The following is an 18,697-nucleotide window of genomic DNA, read 5'->3' as shown; positions in this document are numbered from 1 at the left end:
GTCACGGCCTGGGCGTGTCCGTCTGGTCGCGCGGAGAGATGGCCGACCAGGTGCGTAGTGGCTCAGCTCCCTTTCCCTTGGCGAGGGAGCCGTCGGGGTTACGGTCAGGGTGTCCGAGGAGCTGCCGTTCGACGTCGGATAGTGACTGGTCAATTCGGAGTTCGGTGTACGGGTTGTCGACGGGCTGGAGCCATCGGTATCCGTACTGCATCATCAGGGCGATGCGCGGCGCGCCGGAAAGGTTGACGCCGCTGGCGTGCCAGGTCCGGTTCTCGAACAGGACGGCGTCCGTGCCCGTGATGGCCGGGGTGGTGGCGCCTTCCGGGTCGATGGCGCCGTCGGTGATGGCGGGGGGCTGGGTGACCAGATGGCTGCCGGGGAGGAACATCGTCACGCCGCAGTCGGGGGTGACGGGTGTGAGGTAGTGCGCGACCTTGATGGCCATGCGTGGGGTGCTGGCTAGGCCGAGGTCGGCGGTCACTCCGTACATGTCGCGGTGCCAGCCGGGCCGGTTGGGCGTGCGGATCGTCTTCGGAGGCCCGGAGGGCAGGGCGATCAGGTGTGCGGACAGCAGGTGGATGTTGTAGCTGAGAATTTCCACGACCGTCGGCAGCGTGCTGGGGTTGGCGAGCAGGGGGAGAAAGTCGCGGTCCAGGGCGAGGCAGCCGCGGAAGCCGTCCTTGCCGTCGCCGCCACGGTCGCGGCCCTGGGTGATGTCGGAGGCGAGGAGACGCTTCGCGGCGCGCAGGAGCTGTTGACGGAGATCTTCGCTGATGGCGTCGCGGATGATGGCGAAGCCGTTGTGGTTGAAGTCGGCGACCACGGATGCTTCTGGGCGGCGCGGCGTGGTTGTGGAGGTCACGAGACGTTCCTCCTCAGGGTGTGCGGAACGAGCGCGGTGGCACGTTCCCACAGGGACGAGGCGTCCAGGTGGCAGTGGTGGAGCAGGCGTTCGCTCGTGCAGGGTCCGCCGGGGTCGCGGTAGCCGAGGACGGTCAGCCGCGGGCCGGGGTGGCGTCGGCCGAGCAGGGCGTGGAGGTCGGCTGCGTGGCCGGTGGTGGCTGCGAGGATCGGGGCGCGGGTGCCGAAGTGCCGGGTGAACGCTTCCTCGGTGAGGGCGAGGGGGCGGGTGCCGGGCTCGGCGAGCACGGTCATGTCGTGGATGTGCAGGTATCGCAGCCGCAGTTCGGGGCGTTGGGCGTGCAGCCGCCGGGCGAGTGCGGCGAGGTGGTGTGCGGGCAGGTCTCCGGCGGAGGTGAGGACGAGATCGGGTTCCGCAGTACCGGGATGGCTCAGGTGCGGCCAGGGGGCGATGCCGTGGCGGATCTCCTCCTCGACGGTGTTCTGGGGGTGGTGGGTGAGTGGGTGTTTGCTGGCGATGACGAGGGTGCACCGGTCGAGTTTGCGCAGCGCGAAGGTCAGGGCGGCGGCGGTGCGGGCCGGGTCGGCGGGTGTCAGGACGTGGACGGACGGATCGCCGGTGGCCAGAAGCGCGGAGGTCAGGGCGGGGTTTTGGTGGGTGTAGGTGTTGTGCCAGCCAAGGCTGGTGAGCAGGTAGACGATGCTCGGCAGAGGCGGGAGCCCGGCGTGACGGCGGGCCGCGCGGTGCTTGAGCTGCTGGATGATCAGGCTGGTGGCGATGGGCGCGAAGGCCTCGTAGGTGGCGGTCAGGGCGCGTCGTCCGGTCTCGGTATAGCCCTGGGCCCAGGCGTGGCACAGCTCCTCGTTGAGGATTTCGACCGCCCAGGGGGGTGTGCGGCCGTTGGCGTCGCACAGGTCGAGGCGGTTGGAGGAGAGTTCGTCGGGGCTGAAGAGCCGGAAGTTGCCGTTGTTCGCGCGGGCGGAGAGCACCGGTGCGATGGCAGGGGCGAAGGGGCGGGGGCCGGTGGCGGTGGCGACGGCGGTGGAGGCCGCGATGCAACCGCGCGGCGGCTCGGCTCCGGTCGGGGCGGCGGGCGGCGGGGGCAGGGCAGGTAACAGGTGGGGGTGTGGGAGACCATCGGAGGTCAGGAGTTGCTGCGGCTGGTAGGAGGCGAGCCAGGTGTCCAGCGCGGCGAACTGCTCCTGATCGTGCGCAGGATCGGGCAGGGGCGTCTTGTGGACCGCACGTGTTCCGGCCACCGGTCGGCCGGCGACAGTGGCGGGGGCGCCGTGTCCCTTGGGCAGGGTGAGGACCAGGACGCTGTGCGGCCCGCGGCTGCCCAGCGGCCGGCAGGCGGCCAGGGCATGCGCCAGAGTTTCGCGCAGGTGGGAGGTGTCGGTGCCGTCGGTGTAGAGGGGCTGGTGGCCCAGCCCGGTGAAGTACGCGGTGAGTTCGTCGCGGGTGAGGCCGGCGAGGAGGCTGGGGCCGCCCATGCGCTGTCCGTTGAGGAGGACGACGGGCAGGACGGTGCCGTGACAGCCGCTGTCGCTGAGGGCTCGGGTGCCGAGCCAGGAGGCCGCGGTGGCACCGGTCTCGCATTCACCGTCTCCGATGAGGGCCACGGTCAGGCGGTGCGGGGCATCGAGGACGGTGCCCTGGGCGACGGCGAGAGCCGGGCCGAGCTGGCCTCCGGTGTAGAGGTGGCCGGGGATCAGCGGGGTGATCTCCGAGCCGATCGCAGGGTGGGGGAAGCCCGTGATCAGGGCGTGCAGCCCTTCGGCCGTACGCGTCAGCCAGGGATAGGCGTCGCCGAGCTGGCCGGTGAGGTAGGCGTGGGCCAGTGCGGAAGGCGCGGCATGTCCGCCGCCGTGTACGACGCGCAGGTCCGCCCCGTCCGGCAGGGCGCGCTGCAGTGGGCCGAGGGCGGCGAGGATCCGGTTGACGGGCGGGCACACGCCCCAGTGCCCCGCGGGCTTCTTCTTCAGGTGGGCGGGGCGGAGCGGCTGTTCGAGGAGCGGATTGTCGGCCAGGTAGAGCTGGGCGAGACACAGGTAGTCCAGCGCGTCGGCGAGCGCGGTCACCGCCTCATCGGCGACCGATTCCTGGGCCCGCTGGGCGAGGTCATGCCACATGCCGGTCTCCCTCCATGGCGGTGACGGTGAGCGCGGCGTCGATGGCGCGCGGGTGCACCGTGCCGTGCCGGTGAATGCGAGCGGCGGCATCGACGGGGCAGTCGACGATGGTCATGTGCTGGGCGAGAGGACAGATCCCGTCATCGATGACGGCGGCGATGCCGGCGGAGGTACGGGTGTTGAACGCGTCGACGTCGATACCGGTCAGGGCAGGGTGGTCGTCGGGGCCGGCGTGGGGTGGCGAGAGGCTGACGGCCGAGGCGGCCAGCGGAACTCCGGCGGTCTGCACGAGATGGCCGAGGACGCCATCGGGGCAGCTGACCAGGGCGGGGGCACCGATCCCCGTAGGGACGCTGCGGTCGGGCTGCCAGGGCAGGCGCAGCGTGAGGTCTCCGGGCCACAGCCCGTTCATCAGGGCTCGGGCGTCGTCGGTGACCTGGAACAGCTGCTCGGCGCGGGCGGGTGTGTCGAGGACCAGCAGGAGCGGCTTGTCGGCGGGACGCTGCTTGGCACGGAAGATCGCGTCGACAGCGTGAGGGCTGTCGGCGCGGGCGCAGAGCATGTACCAGCGGGCGGTGGGAACCGCGACCAGGTGTCCGTCCGACAGCAGTGCGGCGGCCCGGTCGACGTGCTGAAGGGTCAGGATGTCCATGACTGTCCTCCGGTCACAGGGGCCGGGGCTCGGCCGGGGCGTGGTGCTGCGCGAGATCGCGCAGGCCGGGGTATTCGAGCCAGGGGTCGCGGAGCGCCCGCAGAGCCAGACGGTCGTGGTCGTGGTGCCGGACGCGGAAGTAGACCATCGTGCGGGGGACGGGGCTGGAGTTGGCGGCGACCCGGTGCGGGACGAGGTGGTGCATGGCGATGGCGTCGCCGGGCTCCGCGAGGAACGGCGTGCCGGGCTGGGCCGCAACGTCGGGCGGGGTCTGTTCGCCGTCGCCGAGATGCCAGTCGGTGGCGAAGTGGCGGGCCATGCGCCAGTGCCCGCCCGGCAGGTAGTGCAGGGCACCGGCCCCGGCGGCGGGCAGGCCGCAGAGCATGACGCCGACGATGAGGGTGAAGGTCCGCAGTTCGGCCGCGTCCAGGTGGGGACAGGCCACTCCATCGACGTGCATGGCCTTGGCCGGCTGCGGCGCGGCATCCGGCAGGCGGATCTGGACCTGGGCGGTGGTGACGGGCGCGGTCAGGGCCGGGCAGAGGAGTTGTCCGGCGAGATCGGCCAGTCCTCCGTCGTGGAACAGGCCCAACAGGTCCGGGTGGCGGTCGAGCTCGGGGGCGAAGGTGCGGTTGGTGTACGTGGTGAGGTCGTCGGCCCGGTACCGGTTGCGGTACCAGTCGTCGATGAGAGCAGCGGCACGGTCGAGGCGGTCGCCGTGCAGGAGGCGGCGCCGGATGAGGACGCCGTCGCGGACGAAAGCGGTCTTGCCGTCCTCGGTCAGGGCTATGGACGAGGTCATAGCGGGCTCCCGGAAGAAGGGGAAGAAGAGGGCCCGCCGGTACGGGCCCAGCCATGGCCAGGAGGCCACATCGGCGCGCGGTTCGTGTCAGCGGCGGCCGATCAGCACGGTGAACACCGCGGGCTCGATCAGCCCGTCACCTTGGGCGTGCTCGCGCAGCAGCTCCAGGGCCTGGGCCTCGAACTCGGCCCACCGGTCCCCGAAGAGAGGACGGGCAGCGAACGACGTCGAGGCGAGATAGCCCAGCACCGTCTCCGGGCTCCACGAGCGGCGCACGTCGATCCGGTGCTCTTCGACGCGGGCGAACGCGGACTCGCCGAGGACCTCGGCGTACGGACGGTCGTGCACCGCGTAGGTGCTGTTCTGTCCCGCGCGCCGTTCGGCACCCAGGTAGCCCTGGATCAGCGCGCGCAAGGCATCCGTCCACGCCGTACGCGCGGTCCACAGGCTGCCGTCGCCCATCACCACCACCGCGCCGCCGGGGGCGGTGCACTCGTTGAGCAGGGACAGAACTTTCTCCTGGTCCATCCAGTGAAAGGCCCGGCAGATCGTGACGAGGTCGGCCTTCCACGTGGGGGTGGGCGGGGTGAAGTCCTCGGCGCGCACAGGGTGGAACCGGGCGTTCAGGCCGGTCAGAGGGGCGATGGCTGCTTCGGCCTCGGCGATCATCCCGGCGTCCGCTTCGACGATGTCGATCTCGGCGAACGCCTTGTGAAGGGCCAGGGGCACCTGGCCGGTGCCGGAGCCGAGATCCAGCAGGGTCGGGGAGGCGATGTCGTGCACCGTGCTGGTGAGCAGGGACACGGCTTCCTCGGGGATGCCGGGCCGATAGGCAGCGTAGTACTGGGCGGTGCCTTCGAACTTGCTCATGTGCGGCTCCTGGTCGCGCGGGGCGGAGTGGTTGCGGTGAGAAGGAAGTCGATGGCCGCCCGCAGGTCCGGCACGGCCACGACCCGCTGGCGGCAGGCGGCCGGCAAGCGGGCTGCCGGGGCGGGATCGGGTGTGATCCACACAGCCCGGGCGCCAGCCTCCAGGGCGCCGCGCACGTCGTAATCGAAGGCGTCGCCGACGTGCACCAGACGCTCGGCCGGGAGCCGGTGCCGCATCGCGACCGCGCGCAGGGCCCGCGGGTCCGGCTTGGCGAAGCCCAGGCGCCACGACGGGTAATGGGCCGTCAGATGCGGGGCAAAGCGGGCGGTGACATCGCCGGGGCGTTCGTCCCAGCCGGTGACGTTCGACATGGTGACCACCGGTACGGCACGGGCCAGGGCGGCCACCGCCTCGACGGCGCCGGGCCACCAGAGCAATGGCGCCGGCCGGTGGTCGTGGGGGAACGCGGCCGGGTTGATGCGTAGCACCGCGCAGGCACGGGCGACGGCCGCGCTGTCGCCAGGGTGCGCGGTGTGCAGATACTGCTGCGCCACCCTCTTGGCCTGGGCGGCGGGCAGGGGCGACAGCGCGACGAGCCGTTGGGTGATCGTCGGCCCGGCGGGCTCGCCAAGGGTGTATCCGACGTCCAGGCTCACCAGCCCGACGCGCCCAGACGACCAGGTCATTGCCCGGCTCCAGCCGCAGCGAGGATGACGCGGATCCGCTGCGTACGAACCTCCGGGTCGCGGGCTTCGCCAAGAAAGGTCAGGGCGTAGCGCAGCAGGGCCTCATCCCACTGATCGAGGCCGACGCCGGCTGCGGCGGCAGCGCGAGCCAAGTCCTTGGGCAGGGCCGGTGTGCGCCAGCCGTGGGGCAGGCGTAGCACCCCGGTCCACGGCGTCCCCGCGCCCGGCAGAGGATAGGCGGGATCGACGGTGGGGGACAGGACGGTGATGTCGTCGAGGGTGAGGATACGCACCGGTATCTCCGCGGTGTAGGGCTCCGCAAGCAGCAGGATGCCGGTCAGGAACGTATCGTGCCCGGACAAGGGGCCGCCGTCGAGGACCAGGTGAGGGCCGTGGGATGCGGCCTCGTAGCGGCCCTGGACAGCGATCTCGGTGCGCTCGGCAGACATCACGGCCACCTCAAGGTCATCCCCAGCCCGGGACGATCGGGCAGCGTGATGTGTCCGTCATCGGGCTGGAGAGGGCGGGCAAGGGCGCGCTGGCGACGGGGTTCCCAGACCAGCTGGTACTCCACCGCCCCAGCGACCTGCGGGAACGCCGCCGCAAGGTGCAAGGCGGGAACCAGGGCACGGCCATGGAGATGGACCGGGACCGAAGCGACACGGGCCAGGTCGAGCAGACGCAGCGCCTCGGTGATGCCACCGCACCAGGCCACGTCGAACGTGAACGCGGCCGGACGGCAGTCGGCCAGCAGACGGCGGGCGCCCACGGCGCTGGTGACGCGCTCACCGAAGGCCACCGGAAGGGGTGACCCCTCGTCGTGGAGTTCGCGGTACTCCTGACAGTCAGTCTCGGGCAGCGGGTCCTCCACCCAGAGCACCGCCCCCTCCGGCAGCGCGCGGGCAACCGCACGCCCCAGGGCAGCATCCCAGGTACCCAGCGCGTCGATCACCACCGGACCACCGGCCCATGCCGAAGCCCGCCCCGCCAGGGCCGCGATCGACCGGGCGCTCTCGCCAGCAGCCCGTACGGCCCACTTCGTGAAGGCGAACCCCCGGCCGGCAGTACGGCATACGGCGCCCTCGGCGTCCTCGGAGCGCAGGTCCAGCGACAGCCACGACGCGTACACCGGCACCCGCCCAACGACGGGCTCCTCGGCCAGCAGGTGCGCGACCGGGCGCTCGGCAAGTACACCGTGAAGGTCCCACACAGCGCAGTCCAGCACCCCTACCGCCCAGCTGCCCAGCCCAGCCCGATGCTGGCCGAGCTGGGCGAACAGATGCCGGACGAGCCCGCGGTGATCGGTGACCGGCCACCCCACCGCAGCGGCGCCCAGCCGAGCGGCCACCAAAGCGGCCGGCAGCGCGTCCACCGGACCGAAGCAGCCCACCGCCCCGTCGGCGCGGACGAGTACGGCCTGGCAGGGGTCCCCTGCCTCACACGGGCCGCCTGTGTCCACGGCGACGACCTCGACGCTGTCAATCAGCACGTCGGCGCCCCGCATCACAGCGCCTGCCCGGCATAGGTGAAGTACCACAGCGGCCGGTAGCACTCCCAGCCGACCGGCACCAGGCCGGTCGGCCGCATCACCCTCTCGATCGCCGCCCGCGCCGCAAGGTAGAAGTCGAGCGACTCCGCCCCCGCCGTCCGCAGCCCGGCCATGAGCACGTTGTGCGCCTGGAACACCTGGAAGTTCGGAAACGCCGTCACCTGCCCTGCCAGCGCAGCCACCCCACGCACCATCTCCGGCAACGGGTCCAGGCCGACGATGTACGTGTAGGACGTCTCCAGCCCCGCCCAGCGGGCCCTCGCAAGCAGGCCCGGCATCGCGCCCGGGACGAGATCGGCCTTGGAGGACTTCAGCATCATCGGCCGCCGCGTGAAGCACTCCACCGTCAGCCGGAGCACGAACGGTGCCACCGTTCGCGCCAGGGCCTCGAACGCGCCGGTGCTGCGCAGCACCGAGGTCAGCATCCCGATCCGTGCGCCACCGGCCCCCGCCAGCCGTAGGGCGGCCCGTAACGCCTCCAGGTGATCGACAGCGGCCTGTTCGCGCCGGAAGCAGCCGGTGGAGACCGTCACCTCGCCCAGCGCCCCCAGGTTCTTGCACGGGTGGGCTTCCGTCAGGGCAGCCAGGAGTTCGCCGAGCCCGCGTTCTTCGTCCATGCGCGGGTCGGCCGCGGCCTCCAGCGTGTTGGGGCAGAACGCACAGCCGACGCAGCGGCTCCGGGCGTTGGGGTTGAGCGTCACCGCACGCCCGTGATCGCGGAAGTACCCACCAACGGCTTCGTCGGCGTCGATTCGCTCGACCTGGGCGACCACCTTCCCCGCGAGGCATAGATCCTCACCTTGCAGCAGGAACGGGGACACCGGCCGGTTCAGCGGAACGATCACCTGCCACGGCCGAGCCGGATCACGCATCAGCCGCAGGTGGACGCGCGCCCGGTTCCGTTCCCGATGGTCGGAGCTGATACCGAAGAGGTTGACCGCGATGAGCAGCGCATCCTCCACCGGTACGCCGTAGGTCAACGCCGAGCGTTCCAGATCACCCAGCGACCGCACGACAACGTTCGACGGTTCAGGCAGCTCAGGGGCAGCAATGAGCGAGTTCATGGCGTAGTTCCTCCGGTTGTCGATGTGTCCGGAAGGCGAAGCACGTGACGTCGAGTACAGCTCATCTGGCGAGCGGCGGGAGGGGATTCAGGAGAGGCCCGTTGCCCGTCGGTGAAGGCTCCTGCCGCGGATCTGCTGCACTCCTTCACGTACCTGCCAGGGCTGAGGGAGTCCACGGCTGATCACTCCTCCGCGGGAAGGTCCAGCGTCGTCACCGGCGCGGGCCTGGGCGGCGATGCGTTGTGGGCGTGCCCGACTCCCACGATGTGGGCCAGGAGTCCGAGGGTCGCGGCGCTGCCCAGGCCGTAGGTCCACTTGGCGATCGTGCCGACCAGGTCGTACGGCAAGAACCGGCGTCTGGTGTGGGAATGGCGGCTCATCGGGCCCACGCCGTGTGCTGGTGCTCGGCGGTCCCGCTGGCGACGGCAAGGCCCAGGAGCATCTCGCAGGAGCGGGCGTTGTTCTGCAACCAGGTCTTCGTGCAGGCCGGGTAGTCGTGGGCGCTGGGCGGGCCGTGCTCGACCCGGCGCCGCAGGTAGGCCCGGATAGCCCGGTCCAGCCCCTTGGCCTCGGCGATAGGGAGCAGGCACGCCATGTGCCCGTTCAGCCGCCGTGCGATGCCAGCGAGCGCGTCCGGGGCGAGGCCCGCACCGTGGGGCATCGGCTGGAGGGCCTCCGCGATCGTCGAACGGATCACCTCCACGCTCGACGGGGCAAGCACGGCGGGGTAGTCCACGCCGAGTTCCGCCACGGTGTGCACCTGCTCGCCGTCGGTCTCGGCGGAGGGGACGAGCGGGTGCTTGGCCTTGAGCTGCTGCGCGAGCGTCAGACGCTCCAGCGGGGGGCGAGAGAGCATAGTGGTGCCGGGGAAGTTGGGCATGGAATAGCTCCAACGCGAGCGGTGAAGGTGGAAGATGGCTACGGCGGCCCACCGCTTCGGGGACGACGAGCCGCCGCGCCTCGGAGAACCGGACACCAGCTAGGACACCGTCGGAGTGGGCGGATGCCTGCTTGGGAGGAGCCAGGGGCCCGGTTCAGGTACCCCAGTATCCGGTCGCGTGGGTTGGGCCACCATGCTCTGGGTATCGACGTTTCGGGCCGCATATCAGTTGACGCTCTAATAATGAGGAGGGGGCAACTGTGCCAGCTGCACGAGAACTTGACCCGTTACGGAACCTGGCCTCGCTAGCTGGGAAAATGCTCCGCAACCGGCGCAAAGCAGCCGGCCTGACGCAGAAGCAGCTCGGAGATCAGATCCCGCTATCGCAGGCCATGATTGCGGGAATCGAACTCGGGAACGAGGTCCCCAGTGCGCTGACCGGACAGCTGCTCGACGATGCTGTGGGGGCAGACGGCGAGCTGGCAGCCATGTGGCACCACGTCCGCAAGGACCTCCAGCAGCGGGCACTGTATCCGGTATGGGCACACGGCTACCCGGAGGCCGAGGCAGAGGCCACGCGCATCCAGCACTTCGCGAACCTCTTCCCCGGCGTGACGCAGACCGAGGAGTACGCCCGCGCGATCTTCGAGGCCGCCACCCCCCTCTTCGGAGGCGACATCGAAGAGAAGGTCGCGGACCGGATGGCGCGGAAGACCATCCTCAACCGTGACGATCCAGTGTGGTTCTGGAGCATCCTCGACGAGTCCGCGCTATACCGCGTCGTCGGAAGCCACGAAGTCATGTGCGCCCAGCTCACCCACGTACTTGAACTCGCCGAGCGCCCCCGCGTCACCTTCCGCATCCTGCCGTACGACAGAGGCATGCCCGGCGGGGTCGTCTCGATCGGGGCGATCCTGCTGCTGTCGCGCCCAGGGAAAAACGAAGCAGTCTACTGGGAGAGCGGCCTCAACGGCGCCCTGCTGGAGACTCCAAGCGAAGTGGGGGTATACAGGGCGTTCTACGACCACCTGGAGCTCGAAGTCTTGGCGCCCAAGGTGTCAACCGACTTGATCTGTAAGGCCCGTGAGGAGCACCATGCGCACTGCACGCACCACTGACCTGTCCAACCTCAACTGGCGCAAGTCATCGCACTCCGGAAACGGCCACGAGTGCGTCGAGGTCTCCGACGACCTCATCAAGTCCGACGGGCTCGTACCGGTCCGCGACAGCAAGAACCCGAGCGGCCCGAAGGTGGTCTTCACGGAGACGGCCTGGTCCGCGTTCGTCCACAGTGGCTACGCCCGCAAGTTCACTGCCTAGGTGCCGCAACGCACAAACGCGGCTCGCCCCACCCGAATTGGGGTGAGCCGCGCTGTGCTGTCCGGACCCACGCAGCATAGACATTCGCACCTGGCCAGGGCAGAGCATCGCGCACGGGTGCAGAAGAGGCGCAGGTTAACCACGAGAGTTCCGCCGCTGCTCCACAACGGCCCCCGAAGCCGAGCCGCCAGGTTCGCGATCGCCTGCCTGGAGATGGTCCGCGGCACCTCTTCCGTCCGCCTGTCGCCAGGACCTCGTCTCTGCCGAGGCGGCCCGCGCCGGTGACCGAGACCGCTAGCCTCTACGGGGTGACCAACCAGCGGTCCCCCGAACGCACCTACCCACGTGGGCCCGTCGGCAGCGGGAACACCCGGCTGATCGTGTTGCGCGGCAACTCCGGCTCCGGCAAGTCCTCTGTCGCCGACAGCATCCGCCAGCACTACGGCCGCGGCATCGCCATCGTCGGCCAGGACAACATGCGCCGCGTCGTCCTCAAGGACTGCGACGCATCCGGCGACACCCACGTTGGCCTCGTTGACCTCACCGCCCGCTACGCCCTCGACTGCGGCTTCCACGTCATCGTCGAGGGCCTCGGGGTGGCTGCGCCCCAGCTCGGGCTGCCGCGCGGGGCAGCCCCACGTAGCCTTGGCCGGCGACGACAACATCCATGACGACGCCAATCTGGGTAAGGAACGGCTGTGCCCCTGGTTTCTGTGGTGATGCCGGTACACAATTCGACGGCCACGCTCGGGCCCTCAGTCCGGTCGGTGCTGGCGCAGACCCACACCGATCTCGAACTGCTGATCACCGACGACGCGTCCTCGGACGACTCGATGGATCTGCTGAGAGAGCTGGCCCGGCAGGACGAGCGGGTCCTGCCGGAGGCGGCAGCCCGGCAAGGAGGTGCGGCCCGGGCCCGGAACCTGGCCATCGCGCGGGCCCGGGGTGATTACATCGCCTTCCTCGACAGCGACGACATGTGGCTCCCGACGAAGCTGGAGAAGCAGCTCGCCTTCGCCGCGACGGCAGGGACGCCCCTCACGTTCACCTCCTACTACAAGGTCGACGCCCTGTACGAGGGCGAGGCCGCCGACTTCGTCCCGAACGGGCGCGTCGTGTGGGCGCCGGACCGCGTGGACTACAGCGCGATGCTGGTCCAGGACCACATCGGCGCCCTAACCGCCATGTACGACCGCAGGGTGGTCGGGACGAAGCTGATGCCGGACATGCCGAAGAGGCAGGACTACGCGCTCTGGCTGTCGATCATGCGAGACGGGAACCCCGCCCGGGCCCTGCGGGAACCCCTGGCCGTGTACCGGGCGCAGCGGGCCGGGTCGCTCTCATCGAACAAACTGTCTCTCGTCCCGTACAACTGGAACCTCTACCGCCAGCACGAACACCTCTCGGCGCTCCGGTCGGCTCGGGCTCTGGCCGGGGCGGCATGGCACTCGTTGCGGAAGTCGCGGATCTAGCACCCGTTCACGAGCCCTGCCTGATCGTCTTGCGTGGCAACTCCGGCTTCAGGAAGACCACTAAGCCCGCGATCCGATCCGGATGCAGTGAAGGCCCGGCATCTGCCGGGCCTTCACGTGAGAGTAGCGGGGACAGGATTTGAACCTGCGACCTCTGGGTTATGAGCCCAGCGAGCTACCGAGCTGCTCCACCCCGCGTCGGTACGGTGAACAGTACGGCATCGACACGACGGGCGTGAACCAGTTCTCGAGCGCAGCGGTGTAGTCCCCCGGCTACCAGGGGGCTACCGACCTGGATGGGGCCAGGAGACCGTGACCCGGGTGTGCCGCTTGTCGATCACCCTGCCCGACGGAAGTACAGCATCCGGTGTGCCGGCTGGGTGGACCTCGAACCGAGCCCGGTCCGAGCGATGGTCACGATCCCAGTTCCGGATCTCCTGGGCCAGCTGCCCCGCGACCTCCCCGGCGCCCGGGCCGTAGCCGAGAGCCCCGAATTCGTACACGGTTCGCTCCGGGTTGAGCGGGCGCAGCACGCGGTGGGCGAAGTTCGGGCCGTCGATCAACGCCGACGTGTTCGGCCATGTTCCCGTGGCGACGGTGCCCGATTCCCGGGCCTCCGTGGGGAAGGTGAGCATCCCGTAGCCGGGCAGCACGGTCGCGAGCCACAAGTCGAGCTGGTCCCAGGATTCGTAGTTGCCGATGGTGACGCCCGTCCACAGCTCCTCGCCATCCCCGGCCAGAGCCTCGCTCAACCGGTCGGCGTCCACCACCGTGTCGTCATCGAGCCGGAGACCGACGCCGCACTCGTGCAACGAGATCAGCCGCTCAGGGGACCGCCCGGCTCCCTGCATCGGCACGAAGCCGCACAACTCGTACGACCGGCTCACCAGACGCCCGGCCTCACGCTCGAACGCGATCGACCGAGTCAGAGCCCTCGTCCTGAACGGGAGGACAATCCGGCCGCCGTCAGCGAGTTGACCGAGCCAGGTCGGCGGAATGTCTGCGGCTTCAACCGTGACCACGATCCGGTCGAACGGCGCGTGCTCCGGAACACCCATCTCACCGTCCACAAGGAGCACCTGCACCCGCTCGTACCCAGCGGCCGTCAGGCACCGGCGCGCCCGGTCGGTGATGTCCGAGTCGATGTCTACGGTGATGGCCTCGCCCTCCTCGCCGACCAGCTCGGCGATCAGCGCCGCGTTGCAACCGCCCGACCCGATCTCCAACACCCGCATGCCCGACCGGATATCGGCCTGCTCCAGCATGAACGCCTGGATTCGGGAAGCAGACATGGAGCTGATGGGCCGGCCGTCCTGGTCCCGCTTGGTGATCACGGCGGTTTGGGTCGCGTACACCCCCTCCAGGGGGTCGTCGGGGGCGAAAAGGTGCCGGGGGACCGCGCGGAAGGCGGCCTCGACGCGGTCACTGCGGATCGCGTTCAGTGTGCGCAGCTCGGCGATCATCGCCTCGCGCAGTGCATCTACCTGATCTTCATCGCTGACAGTGTCGGCGTGCATTGCCCGGAGTGTAGTCACCCCCGCTCGCCCGCAGCAGCACTTCGCAGTGGACGCGCCGGATCAGGTAGCGCGCCGGGCGACGACGGCCTCCCGAAGCCGCGGTCGTCCCGGCTCCGCGGGCAAAGGTACCCGGCCCTGGGTCGTTACCCTCAGATCGCGAAGTGGGGTTCGTGGAGAGGATGTTGCGGACTACAGTCGCGCCATGACTCCCCATCCGTACGTTCTTGCCGATGTCTTCACCGATCGGCCGCTCGCGGGAAATCAGGTCGCCGTCTTCCGCCATGGTGATCTGCTGGAGGAGCCGCTTCTCCAGCAGATCGCGCTGGAGATGAACCTGTCGGAGACCACCTTCCTGTTCCCCGGATCGGACAGCGCGGATGCGACCGTTCGGCTGTTCTCGACGATCATGGAGGTTCCCTGGGCCGGCCATCCGCTCCTTGGTACTGCCGCGGTCCTTGCCCAGGACGCGGAGGAGTCGACACGCACCTGGCGGCTTGCCACGCCCGGCGGCGTTGTGCCTGTGCGCACGGAGCGGATAGACCACGAGACCTACAGTGCGTCAATGCACCAGCCGATCCCCACCGTGACACCGTTCGAGCGGGCGAACGACCTGGTGGCCGCGCTCGACCTGGACCGGAGCCTGCTGCCCGTCGAGGTTCACGACGCCGGAATCCCCCACGCCTATGTCGCCGCCCCGACCGTGAAGCACGTCGAAGCCCTCGTACCCAACTGGCCACTTCTGCGCGAGGTGTTGAAGGACCGTCGAGTGAGCGTGTTCGCTCGGGACGGAGCGAATCGGGTGGTGTCCAGGATGCTGAGCCCCTGGGACCGTGTGCCCGAGGACCCCGCGTGCGGATCCGCGGCCGGACCCCTCGCCGCCCACCTGCTCCGCCATGGCCAGATCGCGTCCGGTCAGGAGATCACCATCGCGCAAGGTGCCCAGGTCGGCCGGCCGTCCACGCTCTACGCGCGCGCAACAGGCACCCCCGAGCGCATCGAGACCATCAACGTACGGGGCGGCGTCTGCCTCGTCGGCCTCGGCGCCCTCAACCTCGGGTGAGATCATCCTCACCTACTCATAGAAGGAGGCCGCCCCGTGCGCCATATCCCCGGTGACGGTAGGTACGTGATCCTGTGCTGCACCGCCTTGGGCGGGCTCATCGCGGGATGCGCTCTCCCACCCCCGGCTTCCTTGCTGGGCATCCTGATGACGGCCATCAGCATCGGAGGGATGGCCGTCATCAGCAGCGACCTTGTCGCCAAGATCCGAAATGAAGAGCGCAAGCAGTTGCGCCGCAACGTGCAGGAACGCTCGCGAGAGCACTGCGACCAGTAACGTCACCAGCGAAGGACACCCGGGGCCTTCAGCGCCGCAGGATACGGACGAGCTTGGCCGGGTCCAGGAGGGGAGCGCCCTCCGGGCCCTTGAGATGGTCGTCTATCCAGAGGGGCCGGGTGGCCTGGCGGGACGGGAACCAGTGGTCGCGCCAGTGCCCGCCCACCACCCACTGGTACCGGTCGTAGCGGCGCCGGTCGCCGTCAGCGGGACGCGCGGGAGCGCGCCGCCGGTGCCGGAGGTACACGTACCGGACGGAGGTGAGGAGGTTCGGGTCGAGCCGGGCCAGGTGCTTCGCAGCCGTCTTGGGCGCCTGCACCTCTTCCTCGCGAACGATGGTCTGACCGATCAGCAGCCACGACGCGATCAGTGCCCGCTCAGCCAGCTCTTGACGGGACGCGGCAAGGCAGCGGCTTTCGAGTTCGGCCCAGGACATGGACGAAGTGTCCGACGGTGTGGAAGCCAGCCAGCCGGGGGCCTTTCGAAAGGGCAGGAACCCGGCGAACATGCACACGATCGGCTGCGGGTGACGAAGGCGCAGCGCCCGCGTCTCGGCGACGGACAAGTCCCGCAGGCCGAGCTTGGTGTCGCCCTCCGCCATGGACGCGATCCAGTGCTCGCGCGAGGTCCACAGCCGTAGGTAGACGCGGTTCTGCAGGGTCGCCCACGAGGCGGCGATCAGCGGTGCGCCGGTCAGCTCCCCGCCGTGGTGAACCGGGGTGACCGGCTCCTCCCACATCAGCATCCCGTTCCGGGACGGCACATCCTCCTCGTGGAGCCGGTAGGACGGCAGGGCAACGCCCGCGCTCACGGCCGTCCGTGACATGCCCGCGGACACGTAGAACAGGTCCGCCGCCCGCAACGCCGTCGCCCACGTGCCGGCGGCCCGCCGCTCGTCGGCAGCCACGCGCGGCTCATGGCCGAACGCCCACGTCGCCGGGCCGCCGAGCGGGCCGGGGTCGGCCAGCCAGGATGCCATTTCGGCGCGGACAAGCGGGAGATCGCGAGCGCGTATGCCATGCACCGGGCTTTCGTTCCTTTCCAGATATGGCGAAGCGTCCGTCGCTCCGCCGGTAGCGGCGGGCGGGCAGAAGGACGGCCGGGCACCGTTCCCGCGAAAGGGCTCTTGCTGGCCCGAGGCGATTTCCTAGGCGTGTTCCCGGCCGTCCATCTACCCGTCCGCTCCTTCCTGGAGCGCACTGGGGAACGCCTTGCGCTCCCGGTAGTGCTCGCCGGTCCGCAGGCAGTAGTGCAGGCCGGACAACAAACGGCCGTAGAGGTTTCGCAGCGCGGACCGGTACGCGTCGCCAGCGTCCCGGCGCCGGTCGTAGTGGGCCCGGCACCCCGGTGAACGGGTCAGCGTGGTGAACGCCCACACGTAGCCGACGGCCTTGAGATTCTGGTTCGCGATCCTCCTGTAGGTGACGGAGGAACTAGAGCCGCTGGCCCACGTCAGCGGCGCCGCACCCGCGTACGCCCGGAGCCCCTTGGCCGTGGCGAAGCGGTTCGGGTCGTCGCCGATCTCGCCCAGGAGCCGCGCGCCGATCACCGGCCCGCATCCGGGGAAGCTCCGGTAGATCTCGGCATGGGGATGGGCGTCAAACGCCGCCGTGACCTGTTCGGTGAGGTCTTCCACGGACCGGCACGCCTGATCGAGGAGAGCAAGCGCCGCCAGCGTCTGCCGCCCCATCGCCTCCTCCACCCGGGACAGCTGGCGGAGCCGGTTCTCCTGGAACACGGCACGCAGCCGCTCGGCATGGTCGTCGACCAGCCGGAAACGGCCCGCTGCTTCGAGCGCATCGGCGATCTTCCGCTTGCTCAACGCCGCCGCCTCGGCGGGCGTGGGTGCGAGCGCGAGGACCGCCCGCGCCTCGGCACGCACCAGCCCGTGCGGCAGACCCGACCACGCCTCCAGCGCGGCAGGGAAGTATTCGCGCAGATGGCTCCGCATCTGATTGCGGTGGTAGTCCCGGGTGCGCACGGCCCGCAGCTGCGCCCGCGCGAGGACCGTGACCGCCGCCGCCTCGTCGGAGTTCGTGAACAGCGCCCGGTGCAGCGCCCCGTCCGTCCGCAAGATGTTCGCGAGCAGCGCCGCGTCAGTCCGGTCGGACTTCTTCCTCGTCGGGTTCAGCCGCCCCCGGTAGCGGGCGACGACCGACGGGTTGATGGCCACGACCTGCTGGCCGGACGCCCGCAGCGCGCCCACGAGCAGCCCGCGGCTCGTCTCGATCGCTATCGGGACCTGCTTGCGGCTGTGCCGATGGCTCCGGCTCAGCCCACGCAGGAGCTGAAGAAGCTCCTTGACCCCCTCCGGGCTCTCCTCGACCCGCGCGGCGGCGACGACCTCGCCCGCGCGATCCACGACGGCGACGTCGTTGAGACCTTCCGACCAGTCAATACCGCAGAAGTACCTGGCCACCCCGCCCCTCCAGTGTGGTCGACGCGCCGCCCAGAAGGCGGCCCCCTCCCGAGGCCGGCATCAGCAACGACGTCCGTCCGAAACCGGCAGCGACGCGATGATCATCAGCCCTTAGGGTGAACCATATATGGATCACTCCGGGGTGGCGCGTACCGGGTGAAGCGGGGACGGGATGATTAAGGGGACAAGGAATGCAGGAGTGGTGGGAAGGGCCGGAATTGCGCGACGACCAGGTCCCCTGTCGTTATGTCGCCGCAGGGGAGTGGCCGAACGCCCGCCTCCAGGTCGACGCACCGCTCAGTGCCCACTACGGCCAAGAAGTCGCGCGGCGCCTCAAGGCCGCCATGGACCAGCAGCGGATCTCCCAGCGCACCCTGGCCCGGCTGTGCGCCGTCGCCCAGGCCACCATCAGCCGCACCCTCCGCGGAGAAGTGCTCCCCGACCTCGGCACGCTCGCCAAGCTCGAAGCAGCCCTCGGCGTCGACATCTACCCCACCGGCCTGTACCGGCACACCCCCAACCCCGCGACACCCGACGGCCCCCGGCCCTGACGGCGGGGCGGCGTCGGAGGAAAGGCGACAGGAAACCTCTGCCTGCCACGCACTCCGCCCGTGCACTTCCCTGGGGGCATGCCCACCTACTGGAGCCCTCTGGAGAAGGCGCTGCGACGTCTGGACAAGCTGCGCACCGCCGGTCGCGAGACGGCAGTGATCAAGGTGGCCGTCGACCTGGTGGTCCGCCACCAACAGCAGCTCGGGCGCCGAGCGGGGTTAGGGGGTGGTCGACTCGACGGCTAGGAGGCTCCGGCGACGTGCTGTCGGTACTCCTCGATCTCACTGTCCGCCAAAGCCAGGTGGCCTGGCTCGGACGGGTTCATCGGCTGGGCCATCGCATGGCGAAGCGCCTCGTAGATCGGGCCCGGCAGGCTCAGCAGCAGCCTCCCTTGCTCGACGGTCTCGATGGCCATCCAGTTGTCCGGGTGGTCGTCGTCCTCAAGCTCGGTGACCTCGATGGTGCTCACAGCGGTCACGGTCAAAACCGGCGGAAAGTCCGTCATGGCTACCTCTGTACCAATGCGTGTGCGGTGGCGGCCACCAGCGCGAGCCAGATGGGCGACCGCCACTTCAGCGCAACCC

At 69.9% G+C, this 18,697-nt stretch carries 22 protein-coding genes, 1 tRNA gene and 1 pseudogene; 8 read left to right on the top strand and 16 right to left on the bottom strand.

The annotated features are described in order from the left end of the window. Position 1: 1 nt before the first annotated feature. The 11 genes from ACZ4A5_RS02285 to ACZ4A5_RS02235 all read right to left on the bottom strand — a co-directional run bounded on the left by ACZ4A5_RS02285 (position 2) and on the right by ACZ4A5_RS02235 (position 9,497). Positions 2-862, bottom strand: coding sequence for a phytanoyl-CoA dioxygenase family protein (locus tag ACZ4A5_RS02285; protein ID WP_467577417.1), 861 nt, complete (start codon positions 860-862; stop codon positions 2-4). Further along, a complete protein-coding gene (locus ACZ4A5_RS02280; protein WP_467577415.1) occupies positions 859-2,994 on the bottom strand; it encodes a phosphoketolase family protein in 2,136 nt (711 codons plus the stop codon). The genes ACZ4A5_RS02285 and ACZ4A5_RS02280 overlap by 4 nt, the downstream gene beginning before the upstream one ends. Further along, on the bottom strand, positions 2,984-3,646 hold the full coding sequence (locus ACZ4A5_RS02275; RefSeq protein WP_467577413.1) for an L-threonylcarbamoyladenylate synthase: 663 nt from the start codon (positions 3,644-3,646) through the stop codon (positions 2,984-2,986). Before ACZ4A5_RS02275 ends, ACZ4A5_RS02280 begins: the two co-directional genes overlap by 11 nt. 13 nt (positions 3,647-3,659) lie before the next feature. Beyond that, positions 3,660-4,448 carry a phytanoyl-CoA dioxygenase family protein gene (locus tag ACZ4A5_RS02270; RefSeq protein WP_467577411.1) on the bottom strand — a complete coding sequence of 263 codons (789 nt, stop codon included), beginning with the start codon at positions 4,446-4,448 and terminating at the stop codon, positions 3,660-3,662. 87 nt (positions 4,449-4,535) lie between these two features. Next, the gene (locus ACZ4A5_RS02265) at positions 4,536-5,318 is read right to left on the bottom strand and encodes a class I SAM-dependent methyltransferase (protein ID WP_467577409.1); all 783 of its coding nucleotides are present in this window, start codon (positions 5,316-5,318) and stop codon (positions 4,536-4,538) included. Beyond that, the gene (locus ACZ4A5_RS02260) at positions 5,315-6,004 is read right to left on the bottom strand and encodes an HAD family hydrolase (RefSeq protein ID WP_467577407.1); all 690 of its coding nucleotides are present in this window, start codon (positions 6,002-6,004) and stop codon (positions 5,315-5,317) included. Before ACZ4A5_RS02260 ends, ACZ4A5_RS02265 begins: the two co-directional genes overlap by 4 nt. Then, complete coding sequence (locus ACZ4A5_RS02255; protein ID WP_467577405.1) at positions 6,001-6,453, bottom strand: hypothetical protein; 453 nt, start codon at positions 6,451-6,453, stop codon at positions 6,001-6,003. Before ACZ4A5_RS02255 ends, ACZ4A5_RS02260 begins: the two co-directional genes overlap by 4 nt. Continuing rightward, entirely contained in the window at positions 6,453-7,493 is a 1,041-nt protein-coding gene (locus ACZ4A5_RS02250) for an enolase C-terminal domain-like protein (protein WP_467577403.1), read from the bottom strand. Before ACZ4A5_RS02250 ends, ACZ4A5_RS02255 begins: the two co-directional genes overlap by 1 nt. 14 nt (positions 7,494-7,507) lie before the next feature. Further along, complete coding sequence (locus ACZ4A5_RS02245; protein WP_467577400.1) at positions 7,508-8,617, bottom strand: hypothetical protein; 1,110 nt, start codon at positions 8,615-8,617, stop codon at positions 7,508-7,510. A 182-nt stretch (positions 8,618-8,799) separates the two neighbouring features. Then, on the bottom strand, positions 8,800-8,997 hold the full coding sequence (locus ACZ4A5_RS02240; protein ID WP_467577397.1) for a hypothetical protein: 198 nt from the start codon (positions 8,995-8,997) through the stop codon (positions 8,800-8,802). Then, on the bottom strand, positions 8,994-9,497 hold the full coding sequence (locus ACZ4A5_RS02235; RefSeq protein ID WP_467577396.1) for a hypothetical protein: 504 nt from the start codon (positions 9,495-9,497) through the stop codon (positions 8,994-8,996). The genes ACZ4A5_RS02240 and ACZ4A5_RS02235 overlap by 4 nt, the downstream gene beginning before the upstream one ends. 260 nt (positions 9,498-9,757) lie before the next feature. Here ACZ4A5_RS02235 and ACZ4A5_RS02230 point away from each other — a divergent pair, with 260 nt between their 5' ends. From ACZ4A5_RS02230 to ACZ4A5_RS02215, 4 genes and pseudogenes are all read left to right on the top strand, one after another. Further along, positions 9,758-10,615: a helix-turn-helix domain-containing protein gene (locus ACZ4A5_RS02230; RefSeq protein ID WP_467577393.1), complete on the top strand. Its 858-nt coding sequence runs from the start codon at positions 9,758-9,760 to the stop codon at positions 10,613-10,615. Next, positions 10,593-10,817 carry a DUF397 domain-containing protein gene (locus ACZ4A5_RS02225; protein WP_467577390.1) on the top strand — a complete coding sequence of 75 codons (225 nt, stop codon included), beginning with the start codon at positions 10,593-10,595 and terminating at the stop codon, positions 10,815-10,817. Before ACZ4A5_RS02230 ends, ACZ4A5_RS02225 begins: the two co-directional genes overlap by 23 nt. 308 nt (positions 10,818-11,125) lie before the next feature. After that, a pseudogene (locus tag ACZ4A5_RS02220) lies at positions 11,126-11,410 on the top strand (P-loop NTPase family protein); the annotation flags it as partial. Positions 11,411-11,515: 105 nt separating this feature from the next. Next, on the top strand, positions 11,516-12,289 hold the full coding sequence (locus tag ACZ4A5_RS02215; protein WP_467577388.1) for a glycosyltransferase family 2 protein: 774 nt from the start codon (positions 11,516-11,518) through the stop codon (positions 12,287-12,289). A 124-nt stretch (positions 12,290-12,413) separates the two neighbouring features. On the opposite strand, the gene ACZ4A5_RS02210 is transcribed toward ACZ4A5_RS02215, so the two are convergent. Together ACZ4A5_RS02210 and fxlM are read right to left on the bottom strand one after the other, a co-directional pair. Next, positions 12,414-12,487: transfer RNA gene (locus tag ACZ4A5_RS02210), tRNA-Met, on the bottom strand. Positions 12,488-12,573: 86 nt separating this feature from the next. Then, on the bottom strand, positions 12,574-13,806 hold the full coding sequence (gene fxlM, locus ACZ4A5_RS02205) for a methyltransferase, FxLD system (protein WP_467577386.1): 1,233 nt from the start codon (positions 13,804-13,806) through the stop codon (positions 12,574-12,576). Positions 13,807-14,008: 202 nt separating this feature from the next. Between fxlM and ACZ4A5_RS02200 the strand changes: the two genes are divergently transcribed. Both ACZ4A5_RS02200 and ACZ4A5_RS02195 read left to right on the top strand, forming a co-directional pair. Then, the gene (locus tag ACZ4A5_RS02200; protein ID WP_467577383.1) at positions 14,009-14,866 is read left to right on the top strand and encodes a PhzF family phenazine biosynthesis protein; all 858 of its coding nucleotides are present in this window, start codon (positions 14,009-14,011) and stop codon (positions 14,864-14,866) included. A 36-nt stretch (positions 14,867-14,902) separates the two neighbouring features. Further along, positions 14,903-15,142 (top strand): hypothetical protein, encoded by a 240-nt coding sequence (locus tag ACZ4A5_RS02195; protein ID WP_467577381.1) that lies wholly within the window; start codon positions 14,903-14,905, stop codon positions 15,140-15,142. Between the two features lie 28 nt (positions 15,143-15,170). Here ACZ4A5_RS02195 and ACZ4A5_RS02190 read toward each other — a convergent pair whose 3' ends face one another. After that, positions 15,171-16,121, bottom strand: a complete 951-nt coding sequence (locus tag ACZ4A5_RS02190) for a hypothetical protein (protein ID WP_467577378.1) — start codon at positions 16,119-16,121, stop codon at positions 15,171-15,173. A 192-nt stretch (positions 16,122-16,313) separates the two neighbouring features. Beyond that, positions 16,314-17,561: an IS110 family RNA-guided transposase gene (locus ACZ4A5_RS02185; RefSeq protein WP_467577376.1), complete on the bottom strand. Its 1,248-nt coding sequence runs from the start codon at positions 17,559-17,561 to the stop codon at positions 16,314-16,316. Between the two features lie 191 nt (positions 17,562-17,752). Between ACZ4A5_RS02185 and ACZ4A5_RS02180 the strand changes: the two genes are divergently transcribed. Together ACZ4A5_RS02180 and ACZ4A5_RS02175 are read left to right on the top strand one after the other, a co-directional pair. Next, complete coding sequence (locus ACZ4A5_RS02180) at positions 17,753-18,112, top strand: helix-turn-helix domain-containing protein (protein ID WP_467577373.1); 360 nt, start codon at positions 17,753-17,755, stop codon at positions 18,110-18,112. Positions 18,113-18,172: 60 nt separating this feature from the next. Beyond that, entirely contained in the window at positions 18,173-18,358 is a 186-nt protein-coding gene (locus ACZ4A5_RS02175; protein WP_467577370.1) for a hypothetical protein, read from the top strand. On the opposite strand, the gene ACZ4A5_RS02170 is transcribed toward ACZ4A5_RS02175, so the two are convergent. Further along, on the bottom strand, positions 18,355-18,591 hold the full coding sequence (locus ACZ4A5_RS02170; protein WP_467577367.1) for a hypothetical protein: 237 nt from the start codon (positions 18,589-18,591) through the stop codon (positions 18,355-18,357). The two genes, ACZ4A5_RS02175 and ACZ4A5_RS02170, sit on opposite strands and share 4 nt — an antisense overlap. Positions 18,592-18,697 lie beyond the last annotated feature (106 nt).

The sequence above is a fragment of the Streptomyces sp. NPDC025618 genome (assembly GCF_055558795.1).
The sequence above is the reverse complement of the archived record's forward strand: the minus strand, read 5'-3'. Positions and strand labels throughout refer to the sequence as shown.